The 25,011-nt window shown below is 68.0% G+C and carries 18 protein-coding genes; 11 read left to right on the top strand and 7 right to left on the bottom strand.

All coding sequences use genetic code 11. From position 1 onward, the window contains the following. Nucleotides 1–62 precede the first annotated feature (62 nt). Genes LPB260_RS18975 through LPB260_RS18965 form a run of 3 tightly spaced genes read right to left on the bottom strand, consistent with a single transcriptional unit; the run spans nucleotide 63 to nucleotide 3,734 of the window. Nucleotides 63–1,658 (bottom strand): GMC family oxidoreductase, encoded by a 1,596-nt coding sequence (locus LPB260_RS18975; protein WP_208707353.1) that lies wholly within the window; start codon nucleotides 1,656–1,658, stop codon nucleotides 63–65. Nucleotides 1,659–1,712: 54 nt separating this feature from the next. After that, on the bottom strand, nucleotides 1,713–2,258 hold the full coding sequence (locus LPB260_RS18970; protein WP_208707352.1) for a twin-arginine translocation pathway signal protein: 546 nt from the start codon (nucleotides 2,256–2,258) through the stop codon (nucleotides 1,713–1,715). 33 nt (nucleotides 2,259–2,291) lie between these two features. Continuing rightward, nucleotides 2,292–3,734, bottom strand: coding sequence for a coniferyl aldehyde dehydrogenase (locus LPB260_RS18965; RefSeq protein ID WP_208707351.1), 1,443 nt, complete (start codon nucleotides 3,732–3,734; stop codon nucleotides 2,292–2,294). Between the two features lie 226 nt (nucleotides 3,735–3,960). On the opposite strand from LPB260_RS18965, the gene LPB260_RS18960 reads away from it, so the two are divergent. The 8 genes from LPB260_RS18960 (at nucleotide 3,961) to pelG (ending at nucleotide 17,097) form a co-directional block, all read left to right on the top strand. Beyond that, nucleotides 3,961–4,620, top strand: a complete 660-nt coding sequence (locus tag LPB260_RS18960) for a TetR/AcrR family transcriptional regulator (protein ID WP_208707350.1) — start codon at nucleotides 3,961–3,963, stop codon at nucleotides 4,618–4,620. A gap of 386 nt (nucleotides 4,621–5,006) precedes the next feature. Next, the gene (locus tag LPB260_RS18955; protein WP_208707349.1) at nucleotides 5,007–7,784 is read left to right on the top strand and encodes a bifunctional glycoside hydrolase 114/ polysaccharide deacetylase family protein; all 2,778 of its coding nucleotides are present in this window, start codon (nucleotides 5,007–5,009) and stop codon (nucleotides 7,782–7,784) included. Beyond that, complete coding sequence (locus LPB260_RS18950) at nucleotides 7,762–11,319, top strand: tetratricopeptide repeat protein (protein WP_208707348.1); 3,558 nt, start codon at nucleotides 7,762–7,764, stop codon at nucleotides 11,317–11,319. The genes LPB260_RS18955 and LPB260_RS18950 overlap by 23 nt, the downstream gene beginning before the upstream one ends. Nucleotides 11,320–11,346: 27 nt before the next feature. Further along, nucleotides 11,347–11,865: a penicillin-binding protein activator LpoB gene (locus tag LPB260_RS18945; protein ID WP_208707347.1), complete on the top strand. Its 519-nt coding sequence runs from the start codon at nucleotides 11,347–11,349 to the stop codon at nucleotides 11,863–11,865. A gap of 5 nt (nucleotides 11,866–11,870) precedes the next feature. Next, a complete protein-coding gene (locus LPB260_RS18940) occupies nucleotides 11,871–13,241 on the top strand; it encodes a PelD GGDEF domain-containing protein (RefSeq protein ID WP_208710037.1) in 1,371 nt (456 codons plus the stop codon). Then, on the top strand, nucleotides 13,219–14,208 hold the full coding sequence (locus LPB260_RS18935) for a HEAT repeat domain-containing protein (RefSeq protein WP_208707346.1): 990 nt from the start codon (nucleotides 13,219–13,221) through the stop codon (nucleotides 14,206–14,208). Before LPB260_RS18940 ends, LPB260_RS18935 begins: the two co-directional genes overlap by 23 nt. Continuing rightward, on the top strand, nucleotides 14,205–15,725 hold the full coding sequence (pelF, locus tag LPB260_RS18930) for a GT4 family glycosyltransferase PelF (protein WP_208707345.1): 1,521 nt from the start codon (nucleotides 14,205–14,207) through the stop codon (nucleotides 15,723–15,725). The genes LPB260_RS18935 and pelF overlap by 4 nt, the downstream gene beginning before the upstream one ends. A gap of 1 nt (nucleotide 15,726) precedes the next feature. Then, nucleotides 15,727–17,097, top strand: a complete 1,371-nt coding sequence (gene pelG, locus LPB260_RS18925; RefSeq protein ID WP_208707344.1) for an exopolysaccharide Pel transporter PelG — start codon at nucleotides 15,727–15,729, stop codon at nucleotides 17,095–17,097. 17 nt (nucleotides 17,098–17,114) lie between these two features. Here pelG and LPB260_RS18920 read toward each other — a convergent pair whose 3' ends face one another. Genes LPB260_RS18920 through LPB260_RS18905 form a run of 4 tightly spaced genes read right to left on the bottom strand, consistent with a single transcriptional unit; the run spans nucleotide 17,115 to nucleotide 21,566 of the window. Further along, nucleotides 17,115–18,107: a hydrolase gene (locus LPB260_RS18920; RefSeq protein ID WP_208707343.1), complete on the bottom strand. Its 993-nt coding sequence runs from the start codon at nucleotides 18,105–18,107 to the stop codon at nucleotides 17,115–17,117. Between the two features lie 33 nt (nucleotides 18,108–18,140). Further along, on the bottom strand, nucleotides 18,141–18,737 hold the full coding sequence (gene rsmD, locus LPB260_RS18915; RefSeq protein ID WP_208707342.1) for a 16S rRNA (guanine(966)-N(2))-methyltransferase RsmD: 597 nt from the start codon (nucleotides 18,735–18,737) through the stop codon (nucleotides 18,141–18,143). Then, complete coding sequence (locus tag LPB260_RS18910) at nucleotides 18,737–20,218, bottom strand: pitrilysin family protein (protein ID WP_208707341.1); 1,482 nt, start codon at nucleotides 20,216–20,218, stop codon at nucleotides 18,737–18,739. The genes rsmD and LPB260_RS18910 overlap by 1 nt, the downstream gene beginning before the upstream one ends. Then, nucleotides 20,211–21,566 (bottom strand): pitrilysin family protein, encoded by a 1,356-nt coding sequence (locus LPB260_RS18905; RefSeq protein WP_208707340.1) that lies wholly within the window; start codon nucleotides 21,564–21,566, stop codon nucleotides 20,211–20,213. The genes LPB260_RS18910 and LPB260_RS18905 overlap by 8 nt, the downstream gene beginning before the upstream one ends. Nucleotides 21,567–21,772: 206 nt before the next feature. Between LPB260_RS18905 and ftsY the strand changes: the two genes are divergently transcribed. Genes ftsY through ftsX form a run of 3 tightly spaced genes read left to right on the top strand, consistent with a single transcriptional unit; the run spans nucleotide 21,773 to nucleotide 24,935 of the window. Then, on the top strand, nucleotides 21,773–23,248 hold the full coding sequence (gene ftsY, locus LPB260_RS18900) for a signal recognition particle-docking protein FtsY (RefSeq protein WP_208707339.1): 1,476 nt from the start codon (nucleotides 21,773–21,775) through the stop codon (nucleotides 23,246–23,248). A gap of 2 nt (nucleotides 23,249–23,250) precedes the next feature. Then, nucleotides 23,251–23,919: a cell division ATP-binding protein FtsE gene (gene ftsE, locus LPB260_RS18895; protein ID WP_208707338.1), complete on the top strand. Its 669-nt coding sequence runs from the start codon at nucleotides 23,251–23,253 to the stop codon at nucleotides 23,917–23,919. Continuing rightward, entirely contained in the window at nucleotides 23,919–24,935 is a 1,017-nt protein-coding gene (ftsX, locus tag LPB260_RS18890; protein ID WP_208707337.1) for a permease-like cell division protein FtsX, read from the top strand. Before ftsE ends, ftsX begins: the two co-directional genes overlap by 1 nt. Nucleotides 24,936–25,011 lie beyond the last annotated feature (76 nt).

The raw sequence follows: 25,011 nt of genomic DNA, 5'->3' as shown, positions 1-25,011 counted from the left end.
CCAAGTCACGCCGGCCCGGCGCCAGGCCGCGGGCGCAGGCCGGCCGGCGGGGCCCGGTGCCATCAGGTGACCTGCAGGCGTTCGGCCAGCCGGGTCGCCAGCTTGGCCGTGAGGGCGTAGATCGACAGCTGCGGGTTGGCGCCGATGCTGGTTGGGAACAGCGAGCCGTCGTGGATCGACAGGTTGGCCAGCTGGTGGTGCCGGCCGAGGCTGTCGGTGACCGCCTGGCGCGGGTCTTCGCCCATGGCGCAGCCGCCCATCACATGGGCGCTGCTCAGGCGGGTGCGGTACAGCTCCAGGGGCAGCGCGTCGATCAGCTGGCGTGCCTGCTGCAGCGTGCTCACGTAGCCGGCGTCGGCGTGCAACGGCAGCACGGTCTTGGCGCCGGCGGCGAACTGGATCTCGGCCATGCTGTGGAAGGCGCGGCGCACGCCGTCCCAGCTGTAGGCGGTCATCCGGTAGTCGAGCACCGGGCTGCCGTCGCCACGCAGCTCCACCCGGCCCTCGGCGCTGTCCGGGTGAAAACCGTCGCGCAGCAGGGCGAGCATCACATTGGTATGGGGCAGCTGTTCCATGCGCAGGGCGTTGTCGACACCTAAGCGGCCGAGCAGGGTGGCGGCCAGCGCCGGGTGCAGGGGCGGCACTTCCAGCTTGTAGGACAGGCGACCAGTGGGGCCGTCCTGCCATTGGAAGTGGTCGGAGTAGATCGACTGCGGGGCGCCGTAGAAGGGGTTGATCACCTGCTCGAACTGGGCGGCGGAGAAGTTGACCAGGTGCAGGAAGGTGCGCCTGCCGGTGCGCTCGTACGGGTCCGGGGCGCCCGAGCGCAGGAGCAGGCCGGGCGTGTTGATGCCGCCGCCGGCGAGGATGTAGTGCCTGGCCTTGACCCGAATCGTGCGGCCTGTGGGGCTCACGCCGCGTTCGTCGAGCGCCAGGCACTCGATGCCGCTGACCCGCTCGTTGTCGATCAGCAGTCGTTCGGCGCGGGCCAGGTAGAGCAGCTCGCCGCCCTTGTCCAGGGTCGCCGGGATGGTGGTGACCAGCATCGACTGTTTGGCGTTGGTCGGGCAGCCCATTCCGCAGTAGCCCAGATTCCAGCAGCCGCGCACGTTGCGCGGAATCACCTGCCAGCCGTAGCCGAGCTTGTCGCAGCCGTCACGGATCACCTGGTTGTTGGCGTTCGGCGGCACGGCCCAGGGGGCGACGCCGAGGTGCTGCTCCATGCGCTCGAACCAGGGCGCCATGTCCGCCACGCCATGGCCTTTGACGCCGTGCTCCCGGGCCCAGTGCCGCAGGGTCTGCTCCGGGGTACGAAAGCTCGAGGTCCAGTTGACCAGGGTGGTGCCGCCGACGGCGCGCCCCTGGAGGATGGTGATGGCGCCATCCTTGCTCATCCGGCCGATGCCCTCCTGGTAGAGGCTGGCGTAGGCCTCGGCCTCCTGCAGCTTAAAGTCGGTGCTGGTCTTCAGCGGCCCCTCCTCGATCAGCAGCACCTTGAAGCCAGCGGCGCTGAGAATCTCCGCGCTGGTGCCGCCACCGGCACCGCTGCCGACGATGGCGACGTCGGCTTCCAGGATCAGGTCCCGTTCTAGGCGCGAGCCGTCATGGGTTTTCCAGCCGCGGGCCAGGCCTTCGGCGAACAGATCGGGTACGGGCATCTAGGCAACTCTCGAGCGGATTCATTGGGCGCAAGGCGGTTTGCTGGGGCTGGGTCAGACCCTCGGCGGCCCTGGGTAGCCGCAGTGGGCCCAGGATTGGGCGCGGCTGTACCAGGCCATCATCACCAGTTGCAGCAGGGAGGCATGGCCCATTCTCAATAGGTCCAGCGAGCTGTTCTGCCAGCGCTCGAGGAAGCGCTGCATCTGTGTGCTCGAGGCGCCTTCCCAGCTGCCCCACACCCCGGTCAGCGGACCACGGGTGAGCGGCAGGGCGAGCACATCGAACAGCTGCAGGGTGAGCTTGAGCATTGCCGGTGACAGGTGCGCGAGGCTGTAGTCCAGGTTTTCCAGGGTACCGGCGAGCGCCTGGTCCATCTCGGCGGCCGGCACCGCGCCTGCCAGCATCACCGGGATCAGGGCCTGCAGAAAGGGCAGGTCGGTTTCGCGGATCACCACGAAGCCCGCGTGCGGCGTGCTGGTCGAGCAGCCGCTGAGCGTGGCGGTGAGTCCGGCGCCGGCCAGCAGGGTCGAGCCGAACAGCCCGATCTTCAGCAGGTTGCGGCGTGACAGCTGCGGTGCGGCGACTGGGGTGGCGGTCATGGTTGGGTTCACCCGCTGCTTTCGGTGGCGCGCTCAGCGCACGAAGAGTTTGTAGACCAGCTTCTGAAGCGTCTTGCCATAGGGCGGGTAGATCAATCGGGCGGCGTTGAAGCGCTGCTTGCTCAGCACCCCCTTGGCCTTGCTGAAGGTCAGGAAACCCTCGTGGCCGTGGTAGTGGCCCATGCCCGACGGACCGATGCCGCCAAACGGCAGGTCGTCCTGGGCGACGTGCAGCAGGGTGTCGTTGAGGCACACGCCGCCCGAATGGGTCTCGTGCAGCACCCGTTGCTGCTCGCCCTTGTCGTAGCCGAAGTAGTACAGGGCCAGTGGGCGGGGGCGCTGGTTGATGTAGGCGAAGGCGTCGTCGATGTGCTCGTACGGAACGATCGGCAGTAGCGGGCCGAAGATCTCGTCCTGCATCACCTGCATCTCGTCGTTGACGTCCAGCAGCAGGCAGTGGGGCATGCGCCGGCCCTGGGCCTCGGCGAACAGCGGGACGACCGTGGCGCCCTTGCTCCGCGCGTCCTCCAGGTAGCCGTCGAGGCGCTGCTGCTGGCGCTCGTTGATGATCGCGGTGTAGTCGGGATTGTCCGCCAGCTGCGGATAGAAGCCCTGCACCGCGGCGCGGTAGGCTTCGACGAAGCCCTCGACGCGCTCCCTGGGCACCAGCACGTAGTCCGGCGCCACGCAGGTCTGCCCGGCGTTCAGGGTCTTGCCGAAGGCGATGCGCTCGGCGGCGTCGCGCAACGGCACCTCGGCGGAGACGATGGCCGGCGACTTGCCGCCCAGTTCCAGGGTCACCGGGGTCAGGTTGTCGGCGGCGGCGCGCATCACATGTCGGCCTACGCTGGTGGCGCCGGTGAACAGCAGGTGATCGAACGGCAGCCGGGAGAAGGCCATGCCGACCTCCGCCTCGCCCAGCGCCACGCTGACCAGGTCCTCGGGAAAGACCTGCGCCAGCAGCTCCTTGACCAGCTGCGAGGTCGCCGGAGTCGATTCGCTCATCTTGATCATCACCCGGTTGCCGGCGGCCAGGGCACCGACCAGCGGGCCCATGGCGAGAAACAGCGGGTAGTTCCAGGGCACGATGATGCCGACCACGCCCAGCGGCTGGTAGATCACCTTGGCCGAGGCCGGCATGAACTGCAGGCCCACGCGGCGCCGCGAGGGCTTCATCCACTTCTTCAGGCGCTTGGTCGCGTAGTGGATGCCATGCAGGCTGGGCATCAGCTCGGCAAGCAGGGTTTCATCGGCCGAGCGATTGCCGAAGTCCGCGGAAATCGCCTGCACCAGGGCGTCCTGCTGGGCGAGCAGGGCCTCGCGCAGGCCTTTCAGCCACTGGATGCGTTGCTCGGCGGAGGGCATCGGATTGGCCGCGAAGGCCTGGCGCTGGCGGGCGAAGCTGGCTTGCAGGGCGCCGATCTGCTGCTGGCTCGACTGCAGGCTTTGTTCCAGATAGGCGATGTCGGCGACCATGGTGCGGCTCCTCGGCGATCCAGCCGTTCAGTCACCGACCCGGGGCGAGTGGGTGCTTTGCTGGATTTTTAGAGCAATTGCTCTAAAGTGTCAACTGGCCGGTGGTTGCGGCGGGTGTATGAGGCTCAAGCGACCGGACGGGTGGGTGTCGGGGCTGCGCCGGGTTACCCCCGTGCAGCGGCACCTGTACCCTTGGCGGATCGTTTGTATCCAAGTCGAGTTGTTTATGGCGTCTGCCCCGAAGACCCGCGAGCGCATCCTGCAAGCCAGCCTGGCGCTGTTCAACGCCCAGGGCGAGCGTAGCGTCACCACCAACCACATCGCCGCCCACCTGGAAATCTCGCCAGGCAACCTCTACTACCACTTCCGCAACAAGCAGGCGATCATCGCCGAGCTGTTCGGCCAATACGAGCAGCAGGTGGATGCCTTCCTGCGCCTGCCGGAAGGCCGAACGCTGACCCTGGCCGACAAGCCCCTCTACCTGGAGGCGTTGCTGGCGGCCATGTGGCAGTTCCGTTTCCTCCATCGCGACCTCGAGCACCTGCTCGACTGCGACGTCGAACTGGCCGCGCGCTACCGGGCCTTCGCCCAGCGCTGCCTGCACAGTGCCCAGGGGATCTACCAGGGATTCGTCGAGGCCGGCATCCTGTCGATGCGCCCCGCGCAGATCGAGGCCCTGGCACTCAATGCCTGGATCATCATGACCTCCTGGGTGCGCTTTCTCAGCACCGCCGGCGGCCATGTCGATGGCCTCAGCGAAGAGATGCTGCGCCGCGGCATCTACCAGGTGCTGGCGCTGGAGGACGGCTTCATCGAGCCCTCGGCCCGGCCTGCCGTCGAGGAGTTGCAGGGCAAGCTGTTCGTCCCCTTGGTACAGATGTTCTAATAGCCGGCGTTATATATGCAGTGGTTGCGCATTGAGTTGGTGCCGCGCACGCGTTCCCAGGATTAAGAGCGCGTGAGTCGCTAAGGCGCTGGAGTCGTACCCGGGATCAAGGTCGGTAATGAATGGCCGATACGCGTGTTTCGGCATTCTGGATACTAGGGGGCTGTCATTGGGGGCAGTCAGGTGGCTATTTGATGGCTTGGTGCTAGCATTCGCTGCTCGAAATTGTAATCAAACGAATAATTACCTGTAGGTGCCGGTAGCGGCGCCTCGAGCGATCTATGTCCTTCTCTGTCGGCTATGGAAGCGGCCTCAGCTTTGTTTTCGCATCAGCTTGCGTGGCCCTGCGCGTCTGGTGTCTGCGGGTTTCGTTTGCCTGCGGGCTGATGGTGCTAGGCGCCTCCTTGGGCCTTGGCCTGTCCGAGGCCTTGGCCGGTGCGCCGGAAAAGCCGAGCAGTCCGCAGAGCGTGGCGTTCTGGTACGCCGACAACCCGCCGCTGGCAGAGCTCAGCCAGTTCGACTGGAGTGTGCTCGAGCCGGGGCACGCCGACCGCAAAGCCGTGGCCTTCCTGCGTGCTCAGGGAAGCCAGCCGTTCGCCTACCTGTCCATAGGGGAGTTCGATGGCGACCAAGCTGCGCTCGAAATGGGTCGGCTCGACGACGCCGCCAGCGCCGTGCGCAATCAGGCCTGGAACAGTCAGGTCATGCGCCTCAGCTCGCCGGTTTGGCGGGAGCACCTGCTGCGCCGCGCGGGCGAACTGCGCGAGCAGGGCTACAGCGGCCTGTTTCTCGATACCCTGGACAGTTTTCAGCTGCTGCCCGAGGCCGAGTGGGCGGCCGAGCGAACTGCACTCCGGGATTTTCTCGCCGAGTTGAAGCGCAAGGAGCCCGGGCTGCAGTTGTTCTTCAACCGGGGCTTCGAGGTCCTGCCGGAGTTGCCGGGGGTCGCGGCGGCGGTGGCCGTCGAGTCCATTCATTCGGGCTGGGATGCGGCCAACCGCAGCTACCGTCCGGTGCCCCAGGGCGACAGGGACTGGCTGGAAGGCCATCTGGCGCCGCTGCGTGCCCAGGGTGTGCCACTGGTGGCCATTGACTACCTGCCACCCGAGCGTCGCGCGGACGCGCGCAAGCTGGCCAAGCGCCTGCAGGAAGAGGGCTTCGTGCCCTTCGTCACGGTGCCCGAGCTGGACTACCTGGGCATCAGCAGCATCGAGGTGCAACCGCGGCGCATCGCCCTGATTTTCGACCCGCGAGAAGGGCCCTTCAATGAAGGGGCCGGCCATCGGTACCTGGGTGGCCTGCTCGAGTACCTCGGCTTTCGCGTGGATTATCTGCCCGCCGACCAGTTGCCCGCCCGCCCGGCCAGCGACCTGTATGCCGGGGTGGTCCTCTGGATGACCAGCGGTCCGCCGGCGAATTCGGTGGCATTCAATCGCTGGCTGGCGGCACGCCTGGATGAGCAGGTTCCCCTGGCGGTATTCGCCGGGCTGCCCATCGACAACGACAGCCTGCTCAAGCGCATGGGCTTGCGTCGCGTGGCGCAGCCCCTGCGGGGTAAGGCCAGCCTGGTAGGCTACGACGCCGAGTACCTGGGGCATTTCGAGGCGCCGCTGCGCCTGCGTACGCGCGGGCTGCCGGCGCTGACCGTAGTCGAGCCGGCGGCAGAGGCATTGCTGACCCTTGCCGATAGCCAGCAGCACGAGTACGCCCCGGTGGTGGTGGGCTCCTGGGGCGGCTTGGCGCTGTCGCCCTACCTGCTCGAGGAGGGTGCCGATTCGGACTACCAGCGCTGGATTCTCGACCCCTTCGCCTTCCTCCAGCGCGCCCTGCGCCTGCCGGTATTTCCGCGCCCGGATGCCACCACCGAAAATGGCCGACGCATCGCCACCGTGCACATCGACGGCGACGGCTTCGTCTCGCGGGCAGAGGTGGTTGGGACGCCCTACGCGGGCAAGCAGGTACTGAACGACTTCATCAGACCCTACCCGTACCTGGCCTCCGTGTCGGTGATCGAGGGCGAGGTCGGGCCCAGGGGCATGTACCCGCACCTGGCCCGTGAACTGGAGCCTATCGCCCGCGAGATATTCGCCGAGCCCAAGGTGGAGGTGGCCACCCACACCTACAGCCACCCGTTCTTCTGGCAGCCCGAGCGGGCCCAGCAGCGCGAGGGTTTCAAGGCCGAGTACGGCCTCAATATGGCCATCCCCGGTTACGACAAGATCGACTTCCATCGGGAGATCGCCGGGTCCGCGGCCTATATCAACGCGCGCCTGACCACGCCGGACAAGCCGGTGAAGATGGTCTTCTGGTCGGGTGGTGCCATGCCGGACGAGGCGACCATCAAGCTGGCCTATGACAGCGGCCTGACCAACGTCAACGGCGGCAATACCATCCTGACCAAGGCCTATCCCTCGGTGACGGGCCTCTATCCCTTGATCCGGCCGACCTCGGGCGGGCTGCAGTACTACGCGCCGGTGATCAACGAGAACCTCTACACCAACCTCTGGCAGGGTCCCTATTATGGCTTTCGTGATGTCATCGAGACCTTCGAGCTGACCGACAGCCCGCGGCGCCTGCGCGGCCTGCACCTGTATTACCACTTCTATGCCGGCACCAAGCAGGCGTCGATCCGGGTGATGCACCAGATCTATCGTTTCATGGATCAGCAGCAACCCTTGTCGCTGTGGATGAGCGACTACATCACCCGTATGCATGGCCTGTACCAGGCCAGCCTGGCACGCGCCAGCGACGGCAGCTGGCAGGTGCGTGGCCTCGACGGCCTGCGTACCCTGCGCCTGGACCCGGACCAGGGCTGGCCCGACCTGCTGCGCTCCAGCGGCGTGGCGGGGGTCCGCGACCTGCCCCAGGGTCGCTACCTGCACCTGAGCGCCGATCGGGTTCGCCTGGTCCTGCGCGACAGTCGCGATCCGCACCCGGCCCTGGAGGAGGCGAACACGCCGCTGACGGCCTGGCGCTACGCCAGCGACGGGCGGGTGCGCTTCTCCTTCGCCGGCCAGATTCCCCTGGATTTCACGGTGCGTGCCCAGGGCAGCTGCAGCGTCGAGCTCGACGGCAAGACATTCCCGGGCAGCCGTCAGCAGCAACTCTGGCGCTTCAAGCTGCCAATGACGCGGGTGCAGGATGCGCAACTCGTCTGCCGCTAAGCCCACCCGCCTGCTCAGTCCCTGGGCCCTGCTGCTGCTGGCCCTGGTGGTGGGCGGGCTGTTGTACCTGACCCACAGGAGCGAAGAGGTGTTCCTGCCGGCGGGCAAGCAGCCCGACGCCGTGTGGGTCAGCTACGCCGAGTTGCTGCTAGAAGCGCGTCCGGAGAATGACGAGCTGCGCCTGACCTTGATCGAGCAGCTGATCAAGCTGGGCGATTACCCGCGGGCGCGCCGCCACCTGCGCGAGCTGCAGCTGGATGAAACCGACCGCTTGCGCTTCTACCGGGTCGAACTGGACGTGCTCCAGGCCCTGGCCAGCCGCAAGGGTATCGAGCGGCCCAGGCGCGTGGCCCTGGTCGAGCGTCTGAGCGGGCTCAGCCGTGACGGGCTGTCCACCGAGGTGTTGCTCCGCCATGCCCGCTACGCCCTGTCGCTGTCGGCGCCGGGGCTGGCCGCGGACATCTACGTGGAACTGGCCGGGCGTGAGCCGGAGAAGTCCGCCGAGTGGCTCGGGGAGGCGGCCAGGTGGTATCTGGCGAGCGGTCAGCAGACGCGGGCCGCCGGCCTCTATCTCCAGCTGCTGGAGCAGGCCGCAACTGCGCAGCAACGTGCGCAGTGGCTCGCGCAGGCCTTCGCGGCCCTGCGTGCGGGCGACCGCGGCGAAGCCGCCGTGGAAATGCTGGCGCGCCACTTCGCCGAGTTGCGCGATGGTGATCCGCGGCTACTGGCCGAGGCTGTCGAAACCGCCATCGGCAGTCGACGCCTGGACCTCGCCACGCAGTTTATCCGCACCTGGCGCGCCTGGCGCCCCGATGACCCGCAGGCCATGGCGCTCGACTTTCGCGTACGCCTGGCCGAGGGCGACTTGCAGGAAGCCTGGCGGGTCGGCCAGGCGCTGGTCGAGGCCCGTGCAGACGATCCAGAACTGCTCAGGCAGATGGCCCAGCTGGGCGAATGGGTCGGCGAGACGCAAGCCGCGCTCGGTTACTGGATACGCCTGCTGCAGCTGCGCGAAGATGACGAGACCCGCGAGCACGCCTGGCGCCTGGCGACCCAGCTGTTCGATTTCGAGCGGGCGATTCCGCTTCTGGAAGGGCTCAGCGAGCGACGCCGCCTGAACGACGTCGAACTGGATGCGCTGATCTACAGCCAGCGTTCGCTCGGCACGCCGGAAGCGCTCGAGCGCTGGCTGCGCGGCTACCTGCGGCATCATCCCGAGCACCGCAAGGCCTGGGATGGGCTGCGGCTGCTGCTCGAGCACAATCAGCAGTTCGCCGCCGAGACCCGGGTCTGGGCGGACATGGACAAGCGTTTCAGGCTAACCGTCGCCGAGCGCCTGGCCTGGGCCGAGGCCCATTGGCGCCTGTTCGATCCGGCGGCCGCCTGGCAGGTCCTCGACGCCATCGATGCCGATACCATCGACGATGAGGACTACTGGCGCATGCGCGCCGCGCTGGCCTGGGATCTGGAACAGGATGACGATGCGCAGCGGGCCTACGAGCGTCTGCTGGCCCTGCAGGTGACCCTGGGCAATGGCGATGAGCAGCAGCTGATCAGCCTCTACCGCGAGTCGGCGCCGGACCAGGCCCTGGCATTGCTGGTCAAGAGCTGGCAGCGCACACGGGATAGCGCCACCCTGACCGACGCCCTGCAGCTGGCCGAGCAGCTGGCCGCCTGGGTGCAGCTGCAAGCCCTGGTCGACGAAGCCATGGCGCTGCCGGGCGGCAGCCGGGTGCCAGCCCTGTGGCAGGCCCGCGCCCTGCTGGCGGAACGCGGCGGCCGCCAGGAGGAGGCCGAGCGCCTGTACCGCCAGGGCTTGAGCCTGTTCCCCCAGCAGACCGTGTTCCGCGAACGCCTGCTCTGGCTGTATATCGATCAGGGCCGGCGCGACGAGCTTTCGACCCTGCTCCAGCAGTGGCGCAGCCTGGCGCGCGAGGACAGCGTGCTGTGGTTGCCGTTCGCCAGTGCCAACCTGCTGCTCAACCGTACCGAGCAGGCCCTGGCCTGGTACCGCCTGTACCTGCGCAGCAAGCCTGGCGACTGGCTGGTACAGGCGGCCTATGCCGATGCCCTGGACAGCGGCGGCTACGCCGACGCCGCGCAGCGCCTGCGCCGCCATCTGTTGAACCGGGTCGCCGAACCCCAGCTCGCCGGCGCCATCGAGCGCTACCGCGTGTACCTGCGCCTGGTCAGCAGCGCCCAATCCGGGCGCCGCGCCCTGCAGCAGGCCTGGCAGTGGCAGGACGGCTCGCAAACCATGCTGCAGCTGTGGTTCGAGCAGCTCCTGGCGCGACTCGACGGCACCCGGCAGGAGGCCATGAAGGACGAGTGGCTGGCCTGGGCCCGCAGCCAAGGCCTGGAAATCGGCCGCTACGAGCTGTTCCAGGAAGCCATGCGTGCTCAGGATCGTGACGCGCTGGAGCGGCTGCTGGCCGGCGGCGGGCTGGATCAGGCCCAGCGGGTCGAGGCGCTCACCCGCCTGGGCCGGGGCGGCGAGGCGCTGGGCGAGGGCTTGGCCGGCCTGTCCGACGAGCAGCCCGGCAGCATCCGTGGACAACTGCTGCGCCAGACCGTCGAGCTGCATCAACGCACGCCGCAGGGCGTGCAGCTGAGCTGGCAGCACCGGGATTTCGGTGGCTTCGACCTGGGCGGGCCGGGTGCCAGGATTGCTCGCCATCTGGGTAACGACTGGTATGCCGACCTGCGCCTCGGTCAGGGCAGCTACGATGCGCCGACGCTGGATGAGCGGGTGCTGGGGGAGGAGCGCAACCTGCAGCTGCTGCTGCAGCGCGAACTCAGTGACGGCGCCCTCGAGCTGAGCGTCGATGGTAGCTGGCGGGACGATCAGGATCGCCTGGGCTTCGGCCTGGCGCGGCGGCTGCAGTTGTCGTCACGCGATGAGCTGGAGGTCAGCCTGGGCTGGCATCGCGAGGCCGACGAAAGTGGCCTGATGCGTGCCTTGGGCATGCGCGATGGGCTCGGCGTCGCCGGTCGCCACAGTTTCGGTGCGCGGGACCAGCTGAGCTGGTCGCTGGCTCACCAGCGCTACAGCACCCGTCAGGGCGACGCCCTGGGCAGCGGGCAGCAGTTCAACCTGGAAGCCACTCACGCGCTGTTCTTCGAGGGGCCGACCTGGTTGCTGCGCAGCGGTATCAGCTATCAGCAGAACAGCCTGGAAAGCGCCCTGCCGGATGATCTGCTGGCGCTGCGCGAGGTCGACGGGACGAGGGCGACGCCGGGCGATCTGCTGCAGGAGCGTTTCGGCCAGCTGTATCTGGGCAGCACCTGGCGGCGCGGCTTCCCCGGCACGCTCAACCGCGAGCGGGCACAGTACACCTGGCTGGTCGATGTCCTGGCCGGCTGGCAGTGGACCGAGCAGGAGTTCGGCTACGCCCTCAACACCGGGGTCGGCCTGGAGTTGTTCGGCGACGACGAATTGGCCTTCACCTTCGGCTACCAGTCCGCACCGCGCAGCGGTGGCGGCGAGCCGGGTGGAACCATGGGTATCAGCTACAGTGCCCGTTTCGGGCGCTGAGCACGGATTCAACAGGAGGATCGAATCATGCAATCCCTACGCAATCTGGCCCTGGTGGCCATTGCTCTGCTGGTCGCGGGCTGTTCCAGCTTTACCCGTGAGAGCGGCCCCGCCTTCCCGCAAGGTGCTCAGTGGGGGCTGTTGCCGCTGGTCAACTTTTCCCAGGCGCCCCAGGCCGGCGAGCGGGCCGAGCAGATCCTGCTCAGCGTGCTGGCCGAGCAGGGGCTGCGGCCGCGTCTGTATCCGGCACTGCCCCAGGCCGACATGACCCTGCTGGACGACCGCGAGCGCCTCACCCAGGCGCTGGCCTGGGCGCGTCAGCAGGGCCTGGACTACGTGGTCAGCGGCAGCGTCGAGGAATGGCAGTACAAGAGCGGGCTAGACGGTGAGCCCGCCGTCGGCATCAGCCTGCAGGTGATCGAGCCCGCCAGCGGCCGGGTGCTCTGGAGCAACAGCGGCGCGCGTGCCGGCTGGTCGCGGGAGAGCCTGGCGGGGACCGCGCAGAAGGTGCTGCGCGAGCTGGTCGGCGACCTGCAGTTCGACTGATGGCGATGGAATCGGCCCACAAGGACTTCACCCTGGCACCACGGGCCAGCAGCCGTGTGTCCTGGCTGGAAACGCTGCTGCTCAGCGCGCTGGCCATCGGCCTGGGCTTCTGGCTGTCGCCGGAAGACCCGCTGATGGTCGAGGCGGCCTTCCCCTGGGTGATCATGGCGCCGTTGTTGCTGGGCATGCGCTACGGCTTCATGAACGGCCTGGCCAGCGCCGCCATGCTGGTGCTGGCGCTGTTCCTCTGCCGCGCCTACGGCGAGGCGCTGTACCAGGACATGCCGGCCTCGTTCATCGTCGGCGTGCTGATCAGCGGCATGCTGGTCGGCGAGTTTCGCGACATCTGGGAGCGCCGCCTGGAGCGCCTGGACCTGGCCAACGACTACCGCCAGCTGCGCCTGGATGAGTTCACCCGGGCGCACTACATCCTGCGCATATCCCACGACCGACTGGAGCAGCGTGTGGCCGGCACCGACCAGAGCCTGCGCAGCTCGCTGCTGGGGTTGCGCAGCCAGTTGCGCGCGCTGCCGCGCGGCGATGATGCGCTGGTCGCCCTGGCCGGTTCGATCCTCAGTCTGCTGGCGATGTACGGCTCCTTCCGCGTCGCCGGGCTCTACCGCGTCAGTGCCCAGGGGCGGATCGACGCCGAAGCCTTGAGCAGCATCGGCGAGGTCTCGGCACTGCGCCATGACGACCTGCTGGTGCGCCTGTGCCTCAAGCGCGGGGAGCTGGTCAGCGTGCGCGAGGCCCTGCTGGAGCGCGGCGAGCATCGCCAGCACTCGTTGTACCAGGCGTGCATCCCCCTGGTGGACACCGAAGGACGCGTGCTGGCGATCCTCGCCGTGGAGCAGATGCCCTTCTTCGCCTTCAACGAGCGCACCCTGAGCCTGCTGATGATTCTCGCCGGGCATATCGCCGACCTGCTGCTCAGCGACCCGCTGGCCCTGCAATTGCCGGACAGCGACGCCCAGGCGTTCAGCCAGAACCTCAAGCGTTCGCTGATCGATGCCGAGCAGCACTCGCTGGAGGCCTACCTGTATGCGTTCGAGCTCGAGCCTGCGGCCCACCACGATGAGCTGCTGCGGCTGATCGAGGGCAGCCAGCGCGGTCTCGACCTGCAGCTCAAATTGACCAACCAGCGGGGCAATACCTGTGTGCTGGTGCTGCTGCCGCTGACTTCGGCCGAGGGCGCCGAGGGCTACCTGCTGCGCCTGAACAGCCTATTGCGCGAGCGTTTCGGCCTCGACCAGGGGCTCGGCAGCCTGGGCGTGACCACCCATGCCTATGACCTGGACGCCCGCAACGAGCGCCAGGCCCTGCGCCATTTCCTCTTCAACGAGTGCGCCTTCAGTGACCAGCAAGTGGCTATTTAGCGGCGCCTTCCTGTTCGAGCTGAGCAGCTGGGCGAGCCTGTCCGCGCAGCTGCCGGTCGGCCAGGCGGCCCTGCTGTATGCGGCGGCCCATGCCCTGGGCAGCCTGCTGCTCAGCGCCGGAATCTGGCTGTTGCTGCCGCGCCGCTACAAGTTCCCCTTGCCCTGGAGCCCGCTGTTCATCTTCGCCCTGGCGTTCTTCGTGCCGCTGCTCGGCGCCATCGGCGTGATCCTCGCGGTGTTTCCGGCGTTGTACCTGCCGCGCAAGCAGCAGGAGCAAGCGTGGGATGCGATGGCGGTGCCGGATCTGCCGTTTCGCCCGCAGGATCAGCGCGGCGACCTGATGTTCAGCGATGGCGGCCTGCAGGACGTGGTGCGGCACGCCCCCAGCACCGAGAAGCGCCTGAATGCGCTGTTCGCCACCCGGCGCATGGACGGGCGCGACTCCATTCCGATCCTCAAGCTGGCCCTGCGCGATCCGGCCGATGACGTACGCCTGCTGGCCTACTCGATGCTCGACCAGCAGGAGAGCCGGATCAACCAGCGCATCGAGGCGGCGCTCGGCGAGCTGGCCGCGGCGGCCGAGGAGCAGCGGCCGGCGCTGCACGCCACCCTGGCGCGCTGGTACTGGGAGCTGGCCTACCTGGGCCTGGCCCAGGGCAGCGTCCTGGAGCACGTGCTCAATCAGGCCCGCGAGCATGTCGAACAGTCCCTGGTTGGCGCCAATAGTGGCGAGTCGCACCTGCTTGCCGGGCGTATCGCCCTGCAGCAGGGCTTGCTGGATCAGGCCGAGGCGCACTTCCAGCAGGCCGAGGCGGCCGGCATCGACGCGCAGAAGCTGGTGCCGTTCCGCGCCGAGATCGCCTTCCTGCAGCGCCGCTATGGCGATATTCCCGCGCTGCTGGCGACCCTGCCGGCGCAGCTGCTGCAGCGTCCGCCCTTCGCGGAGCTGGCGAGATACTGGCTATGAAGAAAACCGCCGAGCCCTTGCCGACCGCCGATATCTGCCTGCTGCTCGAGGGCACCTGGCCCTACGTGCGCGGTGGCGTCTCGAGCTGGGTCAACCAGCTGATCCTCGGCCTGCCCGAGCTGACCTTCTCGGTATTCTTCATCGGCGGTCAGCGCGAGGCCTATGGCAAGCGCCAATATGCGATTCCCGCCAACGTCCTGCATATCGAGGAGCATTTTCTCGAGAGCGCCTGGCAGCCTGGAGCGGCCGTTTCCGCGGCGGGCCGAGAGGGGCCGCGAGCGGTGCTGCGCGACCTGCATCAGTTCCTTCACCATCCCGATGCGCCTACCGCGGAGCAAGGTCAGGCGATGCTCGAGATGCTCGCCAGCGGCACCCTGAGTCTGGACGACGTGCTGCACAGCAAGGCCAGCTGGGAGGCCATCACCGAGGGCTACACCCGGCATTGCAGCGATCCGTCCTTCGTCAACTATTTCTGGACCCTGCGCACCATGCAGGCGCCGCTGCTGATGCTCGCCGAGGCGGCGCGGCGACTGCCGCGGGCGCGAGTGCTGCATTCGATCTCAACCGGTTACGCCGGGCTGCTGGGCGCCATTCTCCAGCACCGCTGGCAGTGCAATTACCTGCTCAGCGAGCATGGGATCTATACCAAGGAGCGCAAGATCGACCTGGCCCAGGCCAGCTGGATCTCGGAAAACCCGGACCAGGCCCTGAGCACCGGACTGGATGCCGAGGTCAGCTACATCCGCCGCCTGTGGATCCGCTTCTTCGAGCGCATCGGCCTGCTCGCCTACCGCTCGGCCGAGCCGATCATCGCGCTGTACGATGGCAACCGGCAGCGGCAGATCGCCGATGGCGCCGCCGAGGCGCGCACCCGGGTGATTCCCAACGGCATCGCCATGGGCGGCTGGGCCAACGCCATGGCGCAGCGGCCGGAGGGCATACCGCCGGTGGTGGGACTGATCGGCCGGGTGGTGCCGATCAAGGACCTGAAGACCTTCATCCGGGCGATGCGCTCGGTGGTCAGCGCCATGCCCGAGGCCGAAGGCTGGGTGGTCGGGCCCGAGGAAGAGGACCCGGACTACGCCCATGAGTGCCATAGCCTGGTGACCAGCCTCGGCCTGGAAGGCAAGGTGAAGTTCCTCGGCTTCCAGAAGATCCAGGAGATCATGCCCAAGCTCGGTGTGATGGTGCTGACCTCGATCAGCGAGGCCCAGCCCCTGGTGATTCTCGAGGCCTGGGCGGCCGGCACGCCGGTGGTCAGCACCGACGTCGGCTCCTGCCGCGAGCTGATCGAGGGCGCCGGCGAGGAGGATCGCGCCCTCGGCAGTGCCGGCGAGGTGGTGGCCATCGCCGACCCGCAGGCGACGGCGCGGGCGATTCTCGACCTGCTGGGCAACCCCCAGCGCTGGCGGGAAGCCCAGGCCGTCGGTCTGACCCGGGTCAACCGCTACTACACCGAGGAGCTTATGCTCGACCGCTATCGCAGCCTCTATCAACAGGCCATGGAGACCGTCTGAAATGGCCGGAATCGGTTTCGAACTGCGCAAGATCCTCGCCCGTGACTCCTACTCGGCCACCCTGCGCGCCTACGTCTACGCCGGCCTGATCAGCTCCGGGCCCTGGGTGCTGTCGATCATCAGCGTGATGCTGATCGGCGTGCTGAGCCTGGGCGTGGTGGTGCCGGAAATCCTCATCCGCCAGTTCCTAGTGACGGTCACCTACCTGATGGCCGGCTCGCTGATCTTCACCGGCGGCGCCCAGCTGTTCTTCACCCGCTTCATCTCCGACCGGCTGTTCGAGAAGCGCAGCGACCTGATCCTGCCCAACCTGGTCGGCATCCTCCTGCTGGTGACCCTGTCGTCGGGGGCGCTGGCGGTGCTCATCCTGGCGCTGCTGTTCGACCAGCCGCTGCTCTACCGCCTGCTGGTGCTGGCCAATTTCGTGGTGTTGTGCAACCTGTGGCTGGTGATCATCTTCCTGTCCGGGATGAAGGCCTATAACCGCATCCTGCTGGTGATGCTGGCGGGTTATTCGCTGATGGTGGTCTGCGCGTTGCTGTTGCGTTTCATGAAGATGGACGGTTTGCTGCTGGCGCTGCTGATCGGCCACGCCAGCCTGCTGTTCATGTTCCTGTTCGACATCCTGCGCGAGTACCCGGCGCCGCGCCTGGTGGCGTTCGACTTCCTCGACCGGCGCCAGGTGTTCGTCAGCCTGGTGGTGACCGGCCTGTGCTACAACCTGGGCATCTGGATCGACAAGTTCTTCTTCTGGTTCAACCCGCACACCTCGGACGCGGTGATCGGCCCGCTGCGTGCGTCGATCCTCTACGACCTGCCGATCTTCCTCGCCTACCTGGCGATCATTCCCGGCATGGCGGTGTTCCTGGTGCGCATCGAAACCGACTTCGCCGAGTGGTACGAGCGGGTCTATGCGGCGATCCGCGGTGGCGAAACCCTGCAGCACATCGGCCAGCTGAAGGAGCAGATGATCCTGGCGATCCGCCAGGGCCTGCTGGAGATCTGCAAGGTCCAGGGGCTGACCGTGGTCCTGCTGTTCCTGCTCGGGCCGCAGTTGCTGGAGTGGCTGGGGATCTCCTCCTACTACCTGCCGCTGTTCTACGTCGACCTGATCGGCGTCAGCGTCCAGGTGGTGTTCATGGCCCTGCTCAACGTGTTCTTCTACCTCGACAAGCGCGTCATCGTCATGCAGCTGTGCCTGCTGTTCGTGGTGCTCAACGGCGCGCTGACCGCCCTCAGCCAGTACCTGGGGCCGAGCTTCTTCGGCTATGGCTTTACCCTGTCCCTGCTGGCCTGCGTGCTGCTCGGCCTGGCGCGCCTGACCCGCTCCCTCGACGATCTCGAATACGAGACCTTTATGCTTAGTCGCTAGTCGGCGGCGGGGACCAGCTACTGGTCGCCGCGCCTGGCGGCCAGCCACTGCGGAATGCGCCGCTCCAGGTAGTAGCCCGGGCGTCGCGGCGAGCCGTCGACGAAGCCGACGTGACCGCCGTGGGCGTGCAGCTCGAACTGCACGCTCGGCGCCAGCTCGCTCGGTTCCGGCAGGCTGTGGCGGAACACGAAGGGGTCGTCGGCGGCCTGGATGATCAGGGTCGGGGTGTGGATACGGCCGAGGAAGTAGCGGCTCGACGAGCGCTGGTAATAGTCCTGGGCATCGCTGAAGCCGTGCAGCGGCGCGGTGATGCGGCCGTCGAAGTCCCAGAAGGTGCGCATGCCGTCCAGCGGACCGAGCTGCTCCAGGGTCGACAGGCGATCGGCCTGGCCCAGGTCGGCGAACAGGCGCTGCTTGCTGCGCACGTAGGCGACCATCTCGCGCATGAAGTGCGCCTGGTAGACCCGTGAGAAGCCCTGGCCGATGCGGTCGGCGCACTGGTCCAGACGAAACGGCACGGACACCGCCACCGCGCCGCGCAACTGGCTGTCGCTGCCGGCTTCGCCGAGGTGCTTGAGCAGCACGTTGCCGCCCAGGGAATAGCCGACCGCATAGAGCGGCGCCTGTGGCCGCTGGGCGCGCAAATGGCGCACGGTTTCCGCCAGGTCCTCGCTGGCGCCGGAGTGGTAGCCGCGCGGCAGCAGGTTGGGTTCCCCGGAGCAGCCGCGCCAGTTCAATGCCACGCTCGCCCAGCCCTGGGCGGCCAGGGCCAGTTGCAGCCCCACCACATAGCGCGAGTCGGACGAGCCGGTCAGCCCGTGCAGCACCAGTACCAGGGGCGCGCTGGCGCTGTGCGGGCCGTGCCAGTCGAGGTCGAGGAAATCGCCGTCCGCCAGCCACAGGCGCTCACGCCGGCGCCGCAGCGCCGCCGGCTTGCGGCACAGCGGATTCCACAGGGTCTGCAGGTGCGGGCCGGGCAGCCACCAGGCGGGGGTGAAGTTCGTGCTCATGTCGCAGTGTACCGCCGGGGTGGCGTCATCGCCCTAGGCGCCGCGGTGCCACAGTGCGTAGTACACCTGACCGGCCTGCTTCTCCCGGTGCAGCCGCCAGTTGCCCGGCAGGCCGAGGGTTGAGGGCGGCGTTTCGCTCTCGCTGTAGATCCAGGCGTCGGCGCCGAGCCAGCCGCGCTCCTCCAGCAGGGTGCAGATGGGCGACAGCAGCCCCTGGTGGAACGGTGGGTCGAGAAATACCAGGTCGAAGGGCGTGGCCGGCTGCTGCTGCAGGTAGGCCAGGGCGTCGGCCTGCAGCAGCTGGCCATGCTCGCAGCGCAGGGTCTGCAGGTGGCCGCGCAGGGCGGCCACCGAGTCCGGGTTGAGGTCCAGGGCCAGGGCGCTACTGGCGCCACGCGACAGGGCCTCCAGGTACAGCGCGCCGCTGCCGGCGAAAGGGTCGAGCACCCGTGCCCCTTCGACATAGGGCGCCAGCCAGTTGAACAGCGTCTCGCGCACGCGGTCGGGGGTCGGGCGCAGGCTCGGGCCATCGGGGAAGGCGAAGCGGCGCGAGCGCCACTGGCCACCGATGATGCGCAGCTGGCCCTGGCCGCCGTGGGCCTTGGCGGGTTTGGCGGTGACTCTGCGCATCAGTGCTCCGGTACGCCGGCAGGCGCTTCGCTGGGTTTGTCCGTCGGTGGCGGCAGTTCCTGCTGCGCCACGCTCGGTCCGGCGGTGACGATCACCAGGGCCTCGGGGTCGAGGTGCCTGGCCATCGCCGCCTTGACCTGTTCGACGCTCAGGGCCTGGACCTGGGCCACGAAGGTCTCCAGATAATCCAGCGGCAGGTCGTAGAAGCCGATCGTGCCGAGCTGGCCGACGATCGCCGAATTGCTCGCGGTGGAAAGCGGGAAGCTGCCGGCCAGTTCGCGCTTGGCGTCGTCCAGTTCCTTCTGCGTCGGGCCCTGCTCCAGGAACTCGCGCAGCAGGTCCTTGACCAGTTGCAGGGTGCCGGCGCTGAGCTCGGCGCGGGTCTGCAGGTTGATCATGAACGGGCCGCGCGCCTGCATGGCGCTGAAGCCGGAATAGACGCCGTAGGTCAGTCCGCGTTTCTCGCGCACCTCTTCCATCAGGCGGGAGCCGAAGCCGCCGCCGCCGAAGACCTGGTTACCCAGGTAGAGCGCGGCGTAGTCGGGGTCGCGGCGGTCGATGCCGAGCTGGGCGAGCATCAGATGGGTCTGCTTGGAGGGAAAGTCGATGTGGCTGCTGCCGGGCTGCGGTGACTCCGGCTGGGCAATGCGCGGCAGCGCCGGCCCTTGCGGCAGCGCCGCCGAGACCTGGGCGGCCATGGCCTCGGCTTCGCTGCGCGAGAGGTCGCCGACCAGGGCGATCACCGCGTTGCCGGCGGCATAGGCCTTGGCGTGGAAGGCGCGCAGCTGCTCGGGGTCGATCGAGGGGATCGACTGCTCGGTGCCGTCGCTGGGGTGGGCATAGGGATGCTCACCGTACAGACGCTGGAACAGTTCCAGGCTGGCCAGCTTGCCCGGGTCCTGCTTCTGGTACTCGAGGCCCGCCAACACCTGGTTCTTGATCCGCGCCAGGGCGTCCTCGGGGAAGCTCGGCTGGCCTACCACCTGGTCGAACAGGCGCAGTGCCGGCTCACGGATCTCCGGGGCGCTGAGGGCGCGCAGGCTGGCCACCGCCATGTCGCGGTAGGAACCGTTGCCGAATTGCGCGCCGAGGTTCTCGAAGCCGGCGGCGATGGCACCGGCATCCAGGCCCGGCACGCCCTCGTTGAGCATGGCGTTGGTCAGCATGGCCAGGCCGGGCACGCCGTCATCCTGACTGCTGCCGGCGGCGAAGAGCAGGCGCAGGTCGAACATCGGCAACTGGCGGGCCTCGACGAACAGCACCTTGGCGCCTTCGGCCGTCCGCCAGGTCTGGATCTGCAGGTCGCGGCGCGTCGGCGCCTGGCCGTTCAGTTCGGCGAGGGACTCGAGCTTGCTGTTGGCGACCGCAGCAGGCACGGGTGCGGCGCTGTGGTCGGAGGCGACCACCAGCAGCAGGACCGCCAGCAGCGCTGCGAGTGCCAGGCCGAGCAGGCCGTAGCGTAGACCGTTGCGTTCACTCATTGCGCGCCTCCTCGGGCAGGACATGGGCGACGCTGAGGCGGTCGCGGGTGAAGAAGGTGCGTGCGGCATGCTGGATATCGGCCGGGGTCACGGCCTCCAGCTCGGCCAGTTCCTGATCGATCAGCTTCCAGGACAGGCCGACGGTTTCCAGCTGGCCGATGGTGGTGGCCTGGCTGGTGATCGAGTCGCGGTCGTAGACCAGCCCGGCGATCACCTGGGCGCGCACCCGCGCCAGCTCCTCGGCGGAGGGCGGAGTCTGTTGCAGGTCCTGCAGCTCGCGCCACAGGCCGGCCTCGGTCTGCTCCAGGGTCTTGCCGGTCTGCACGTTGGGCGTGGCGGACAGCACGAACAGGCTGTCGCCGCGGGCGTAGGCGTTGTACCAGGCGGACGCACCGGACACCAGTTCCTCGCCGCGCTCCAGGCGCGTCGGCAAGCGTGCGCTGTAGCCGCCGTCGAGCAGGGCGGCGATCAGGCGCAGGGCATGCACCTGGCGCGGGTTCCTGGCGGTGGCCAGGCCCGGTACGTTGAAGCCCATCAGCAGGTTAGGCAACTGGGTCTTCAGGTGCAGGGTGAGGCGTCGCTCGCCCGGTGCCGGCAGCTCGCGCGGGGCCTTGGCGGTTGGCACCGGGCGCCGCGGAATGGGGCCGAAGTAGCGCTCGGCCAGCGTCCTGACCTCATCGGCCGTGACATCGCCGACCACCACCAGGGTGGCGTTGTTCGGCGCGTACCAGGCCTGGTACCAGGCGCGCAGCTCCTCGATGTTCATGCGTTCGAGGTCGGCCATCCAGCCGATGGTCGGGGTGTGGTAGCCGCTGGCGGGGTAGGCCATGGCCTTGAAGCGTTCGTAGGCCTTGCTCGACGGCTTGTCGTCGGTGCGCAGGCGGCGCTCCTCCTTGATCACCTCGATCTCGCGCTGGAACTCGTCGGCCGGCAGCTTGAGGCTGGCCAGGCGATCGGCCTCCAGCTCCAGGGCCACGGCCAGGCGATCGCGCGCCAACACCTGGTAGTAGGCGGTGTAGTCGTCGCTGGTGAAAGCGTTCTCCTCGGCGCCCAGCTCGCGCAGGATGCGCGAGGCCTCGCCGGGACCAAGCTTGCGACTGCCCTTGAACATCATGTGCTCCAGGGCATGGGACAGGCCGGTCTGGCCGGGCGTCTCGTAGCTGGAGCCGACCTTGTACCAGAGCTGGGAAACCACCACCGGCGCGCGGTGGTCTTCGCGGACTATGACCTTGAGGCCATTGTCCAGGCTGAATTCGTGGGTCGGTTGGGGGGCGGCGGCGAGTGCCATCAGCGGCATACAGAGCGCGCCGAGGACTGCGCCGACGGCGCGGCGGGCAATCATATTCATTAACTGTCGACCTGTCGGGCGGCCCGCTTGAACTTAGCGTCGGCGGGCGCGGAGGTGCTAGGATACTCATCCGTTTTACTGGCGGCCATGCCTGTTAAGCCTGCTGAAAACCGCTGCGCAGCGTCGTGTGGGTTTGCCTGCCCAGCCTTTGCGATGTTTTCAGACCTGCCTATCGGCGCGTCGCTCCTTTGAGATAGCCGTCCTCCATGTTTGGTTCCAACGACGACAAGAAGACTCCCGCCGCACCCGCGGCCGAGCAATCTGCCGAGAAAGGCGCGGATCAAGCCGCGGAAAAGAAGGGCCTGTTCGGCTGGCTGCGCAAGAAGCCGCAGGCGTCTGCCGACGCCGCCGCACCGGCCACCCCCGAGCCGGCCCCTGCGGCCGACGTGGCGCCAGCGCCGCCAGTGGCCGAACCGGCAGCGGCGCCGGTTGCTCCGCCTGCCGATAGCACCGTGGCCGCGGCCGCTGAGCCGTCGCCCCAGGCCGCTGCCGCTGAGGCGCCGCCAGCAGCCGAGGCGCCTGCGGCGCCTGTTGCGCCAACCACCGGCTACCTGCCTGAGGCGCCGGCCGCTCCGCAATCGGCACCGGCACCGGCACCGGCGTCGACGCCAGCCGCAGCGCCCAGCGCCTCGCGCTTTCGCATCAATGCCGGTAGCGAGGTGCTGCACACCCCGCTGCCGACGCCGGCGCCCGAGCCGGTCGCGCCGCCCGCCCCCGTGGTCGCGCCGCCAGTCGAGCAGGCCAAGCCGGGCGACAACCAGGGCGGTTGGTTCGCCCGCCTCAAGCAGGGCCTGTCGAAGACCAGCGCCAGCCTCGGCGAGGGCATGGCCAGCCTGTTCCTCGGCAAGAAGGCGATCGACGACGACCTGCTCGACGAGATCGAGACCCGCCTGCTGATGGCCGATGTCGGCGTCGAGGCCACCACCGCGATCATCCAGAGCCTGACCCAGAAGGTCGCGCGCAAGCAGCTGACCGACAGCGGCGCGCTGTACAAGGCCCTGCAGGAAGAACTGACCGCGCTGCTCAAGCCGGTCGAGCAGCCCCTGCACATCGACCACGCCAAGCGCCCCTATGTGATCCTGGTGGTCGGGGTGAATGGCGTCGGCAAGACCACCACCATCGGCAAGCTGGCGAAGAAGCTGCAGCTGGACGGCAACAAGGTGATGCTGGCGGCCGGCGACACCTTCCGCGCCGCTGCGGTGGAGCAGTTGCAGGTGTGGGGCGAGCGCAACCAGATCGCGGTGATCGCCCAGCATACCGGCGCCGACTCCGCCTCGGTGATCTTCGATGCCGTGCAGGCCGCCAAGGCGCGCGGCATGGACGTGCTGATCGCCGATACGGCCGGGCGCCTGCACACCAAGGACAACCTGATGGAGGAGCTGAAGAAGGTCCGTCGGGTGATCGGCAAGCTGGATGACAGCGCGCCCCACGAAGTGCTGCTGGTGCTGGACGCCGGCACCGGGCAGAACGCCATCAACCAGGCCAAGCAGTTCAACCAGACGGTCAGCCTCAGCGGCCTGGTGCTGACCAAGCTGGACGGCACTGCCAAGGGCGGGGTGATCTTCGCCCTGGCCAAGCAGTTCGGCCTGCCGATCCGCTATATCGGCGTCGGCGAAGGCATCGACGACCTGCGCACCTTCGAGGCCGAGGCCTTTGTCCAGGCGCTGTTCGCGGAGAAATAGGGATGATTCGATTCGAGCAGGTCGGTAAACGTTACCCCAACGGTCACGTCGGGCTGCACGAGCTGAGTTTTCGCGTGCGCCGCGGCGAGTTCCTGTTCGTCACCGGCCATTCCGGTGCCGGCAAGAGCACCCTGCTGCGCCTGCTGCTGGCGATGGAGCGGCCGACCAGCGGCAAGTTGCTGCTGGCCGGGCAGGACCTGGCGCAGATCACCAGCGCACAGATTCCCTACCTGCGCCGGCAGATTGGTGTGGTGTTCCAGAATCATCAGCTGCTGTTCGACCGCAGCGTGTTCGACAACGTCGCCCTGCCGTTGCAGATCCTCGGCCTGGGCAAGGCGGAGATCGGCCAGCGGGTCGGCGCCGCGCTGGAGCGGGTGGCCTTGTCGGACAAGGTCGAGCTGTTTCCCGGCGACCTGTCCACCGGCCAGCAGCAGCGCGTCGGCATCGCCCGCGCCATCGTCCATCGCCCGGCCCTGCTGTTGGCCGACGAACCGACCGGCAACCTCGACCCGCGCCTGGCGGCGGAGATCATGGGCGTGTTCGAAGACATCAACCGCCTCGGCACCAGCGTGCTGATCGCCAGCCACGACCTGGCCCTGATCGCGCGCATGCGCCACCGCATGCTGACCCTGCAACGCGGCCGCCTGATCGGCGACGGGGAGGCAGTCTGATGAGCGCCACGCGCATTCCGCCACCACAGCCGGCCCAGCGTGTCGGCGCGGCACCGAAGAAGACCGAGCACACGTCCGCCGACGAGGGGCCGGATTTCCGTACCCAGCTGCATGCCTGGCTGGAGAGTCACCGCGCCAGCCTGGCCGACAGCCTGCGCCGCCTGGCCAAGCAGCCGATCGGCAGCTTCTTCACCAGCCTGGTGATGGCCGTTGCCCTGAGCCTGCCGATGGGTCTGGCCCTGCTGCTGGATAACGTCGAGCGCCTCGGCGGCTCCTGGCAGCGCGCGGCGCAGATCTCCCTGTTCCTGCAGATCGACGCCAGCGAGGTCGAGGGTGAGGGCCTGCGCGAGCTGATCGCGGCGATGGAGGATGTCGCCGAGGCCGAGTGGATCAGCCGCGAACAGGCACTGGACGAGTTCCAGCAGCAGTCCGGGCTCGGCGAGGCGCTCAAGGAACTGCCGGAAAACCCCCTGCCGGGCGTGGTGCTGGTCACCCCCAAGGAAATCGACAAGGCCACCCTGGAGGCCCTGCGTCTGCGCCTGGCCGAGCTGCCCAAGGTGCAGCAGGCCCAGCTCGATCTGCTCTGGGTCGAGCGCCTGACGGCGATCCTCAACCTGGGCGACCGCTTCGTCTTCGGCCTGACCCTGCTGCTGGTGCTGGCCCTGCTGCTGGTGATCGGCAACACCATTCGCCTGCACATCGAGAATCGCCGGACCGAGATCGAGGTGATCAAGCTGGTCGGCGGCACCGACAGCTACGTGCGCCGGCCCTTCCTCTATATGGGCGCGCTGTATGGATTCGGCGCCGGGCTGCTGGCCTGGCTGGTGCTGGCCTATGGCCTGGGCTGGCTGAACGATGCCGTGGTGCGCCTAGCCGGTCTGTATGGCAGCGACTTCGCCCTGGCCGGGGTGCCCACGGCCGATGGCCTGTCGCTGCTGCTCGGTGCGGTGCTGCTGGGCTACATCGGCGCCTGGCTGGCCGTCGCACGCCATTTGAGCGAGCTCGCGCCCAGGTAGTAACTGATTGATTTCTTTAATATTGACTATCTGTAACGGAACTTGTATACGCGTTCCTAGTCGTATTGCGCAGTGC

This window comes from Pseudomonas sp. LPB0260, assembly GCF_013388395.1.
Note: the sequence above shows the minus strand (reverse complement) of the source record. Positions and strands in the feature narration are given on the sequence as shown.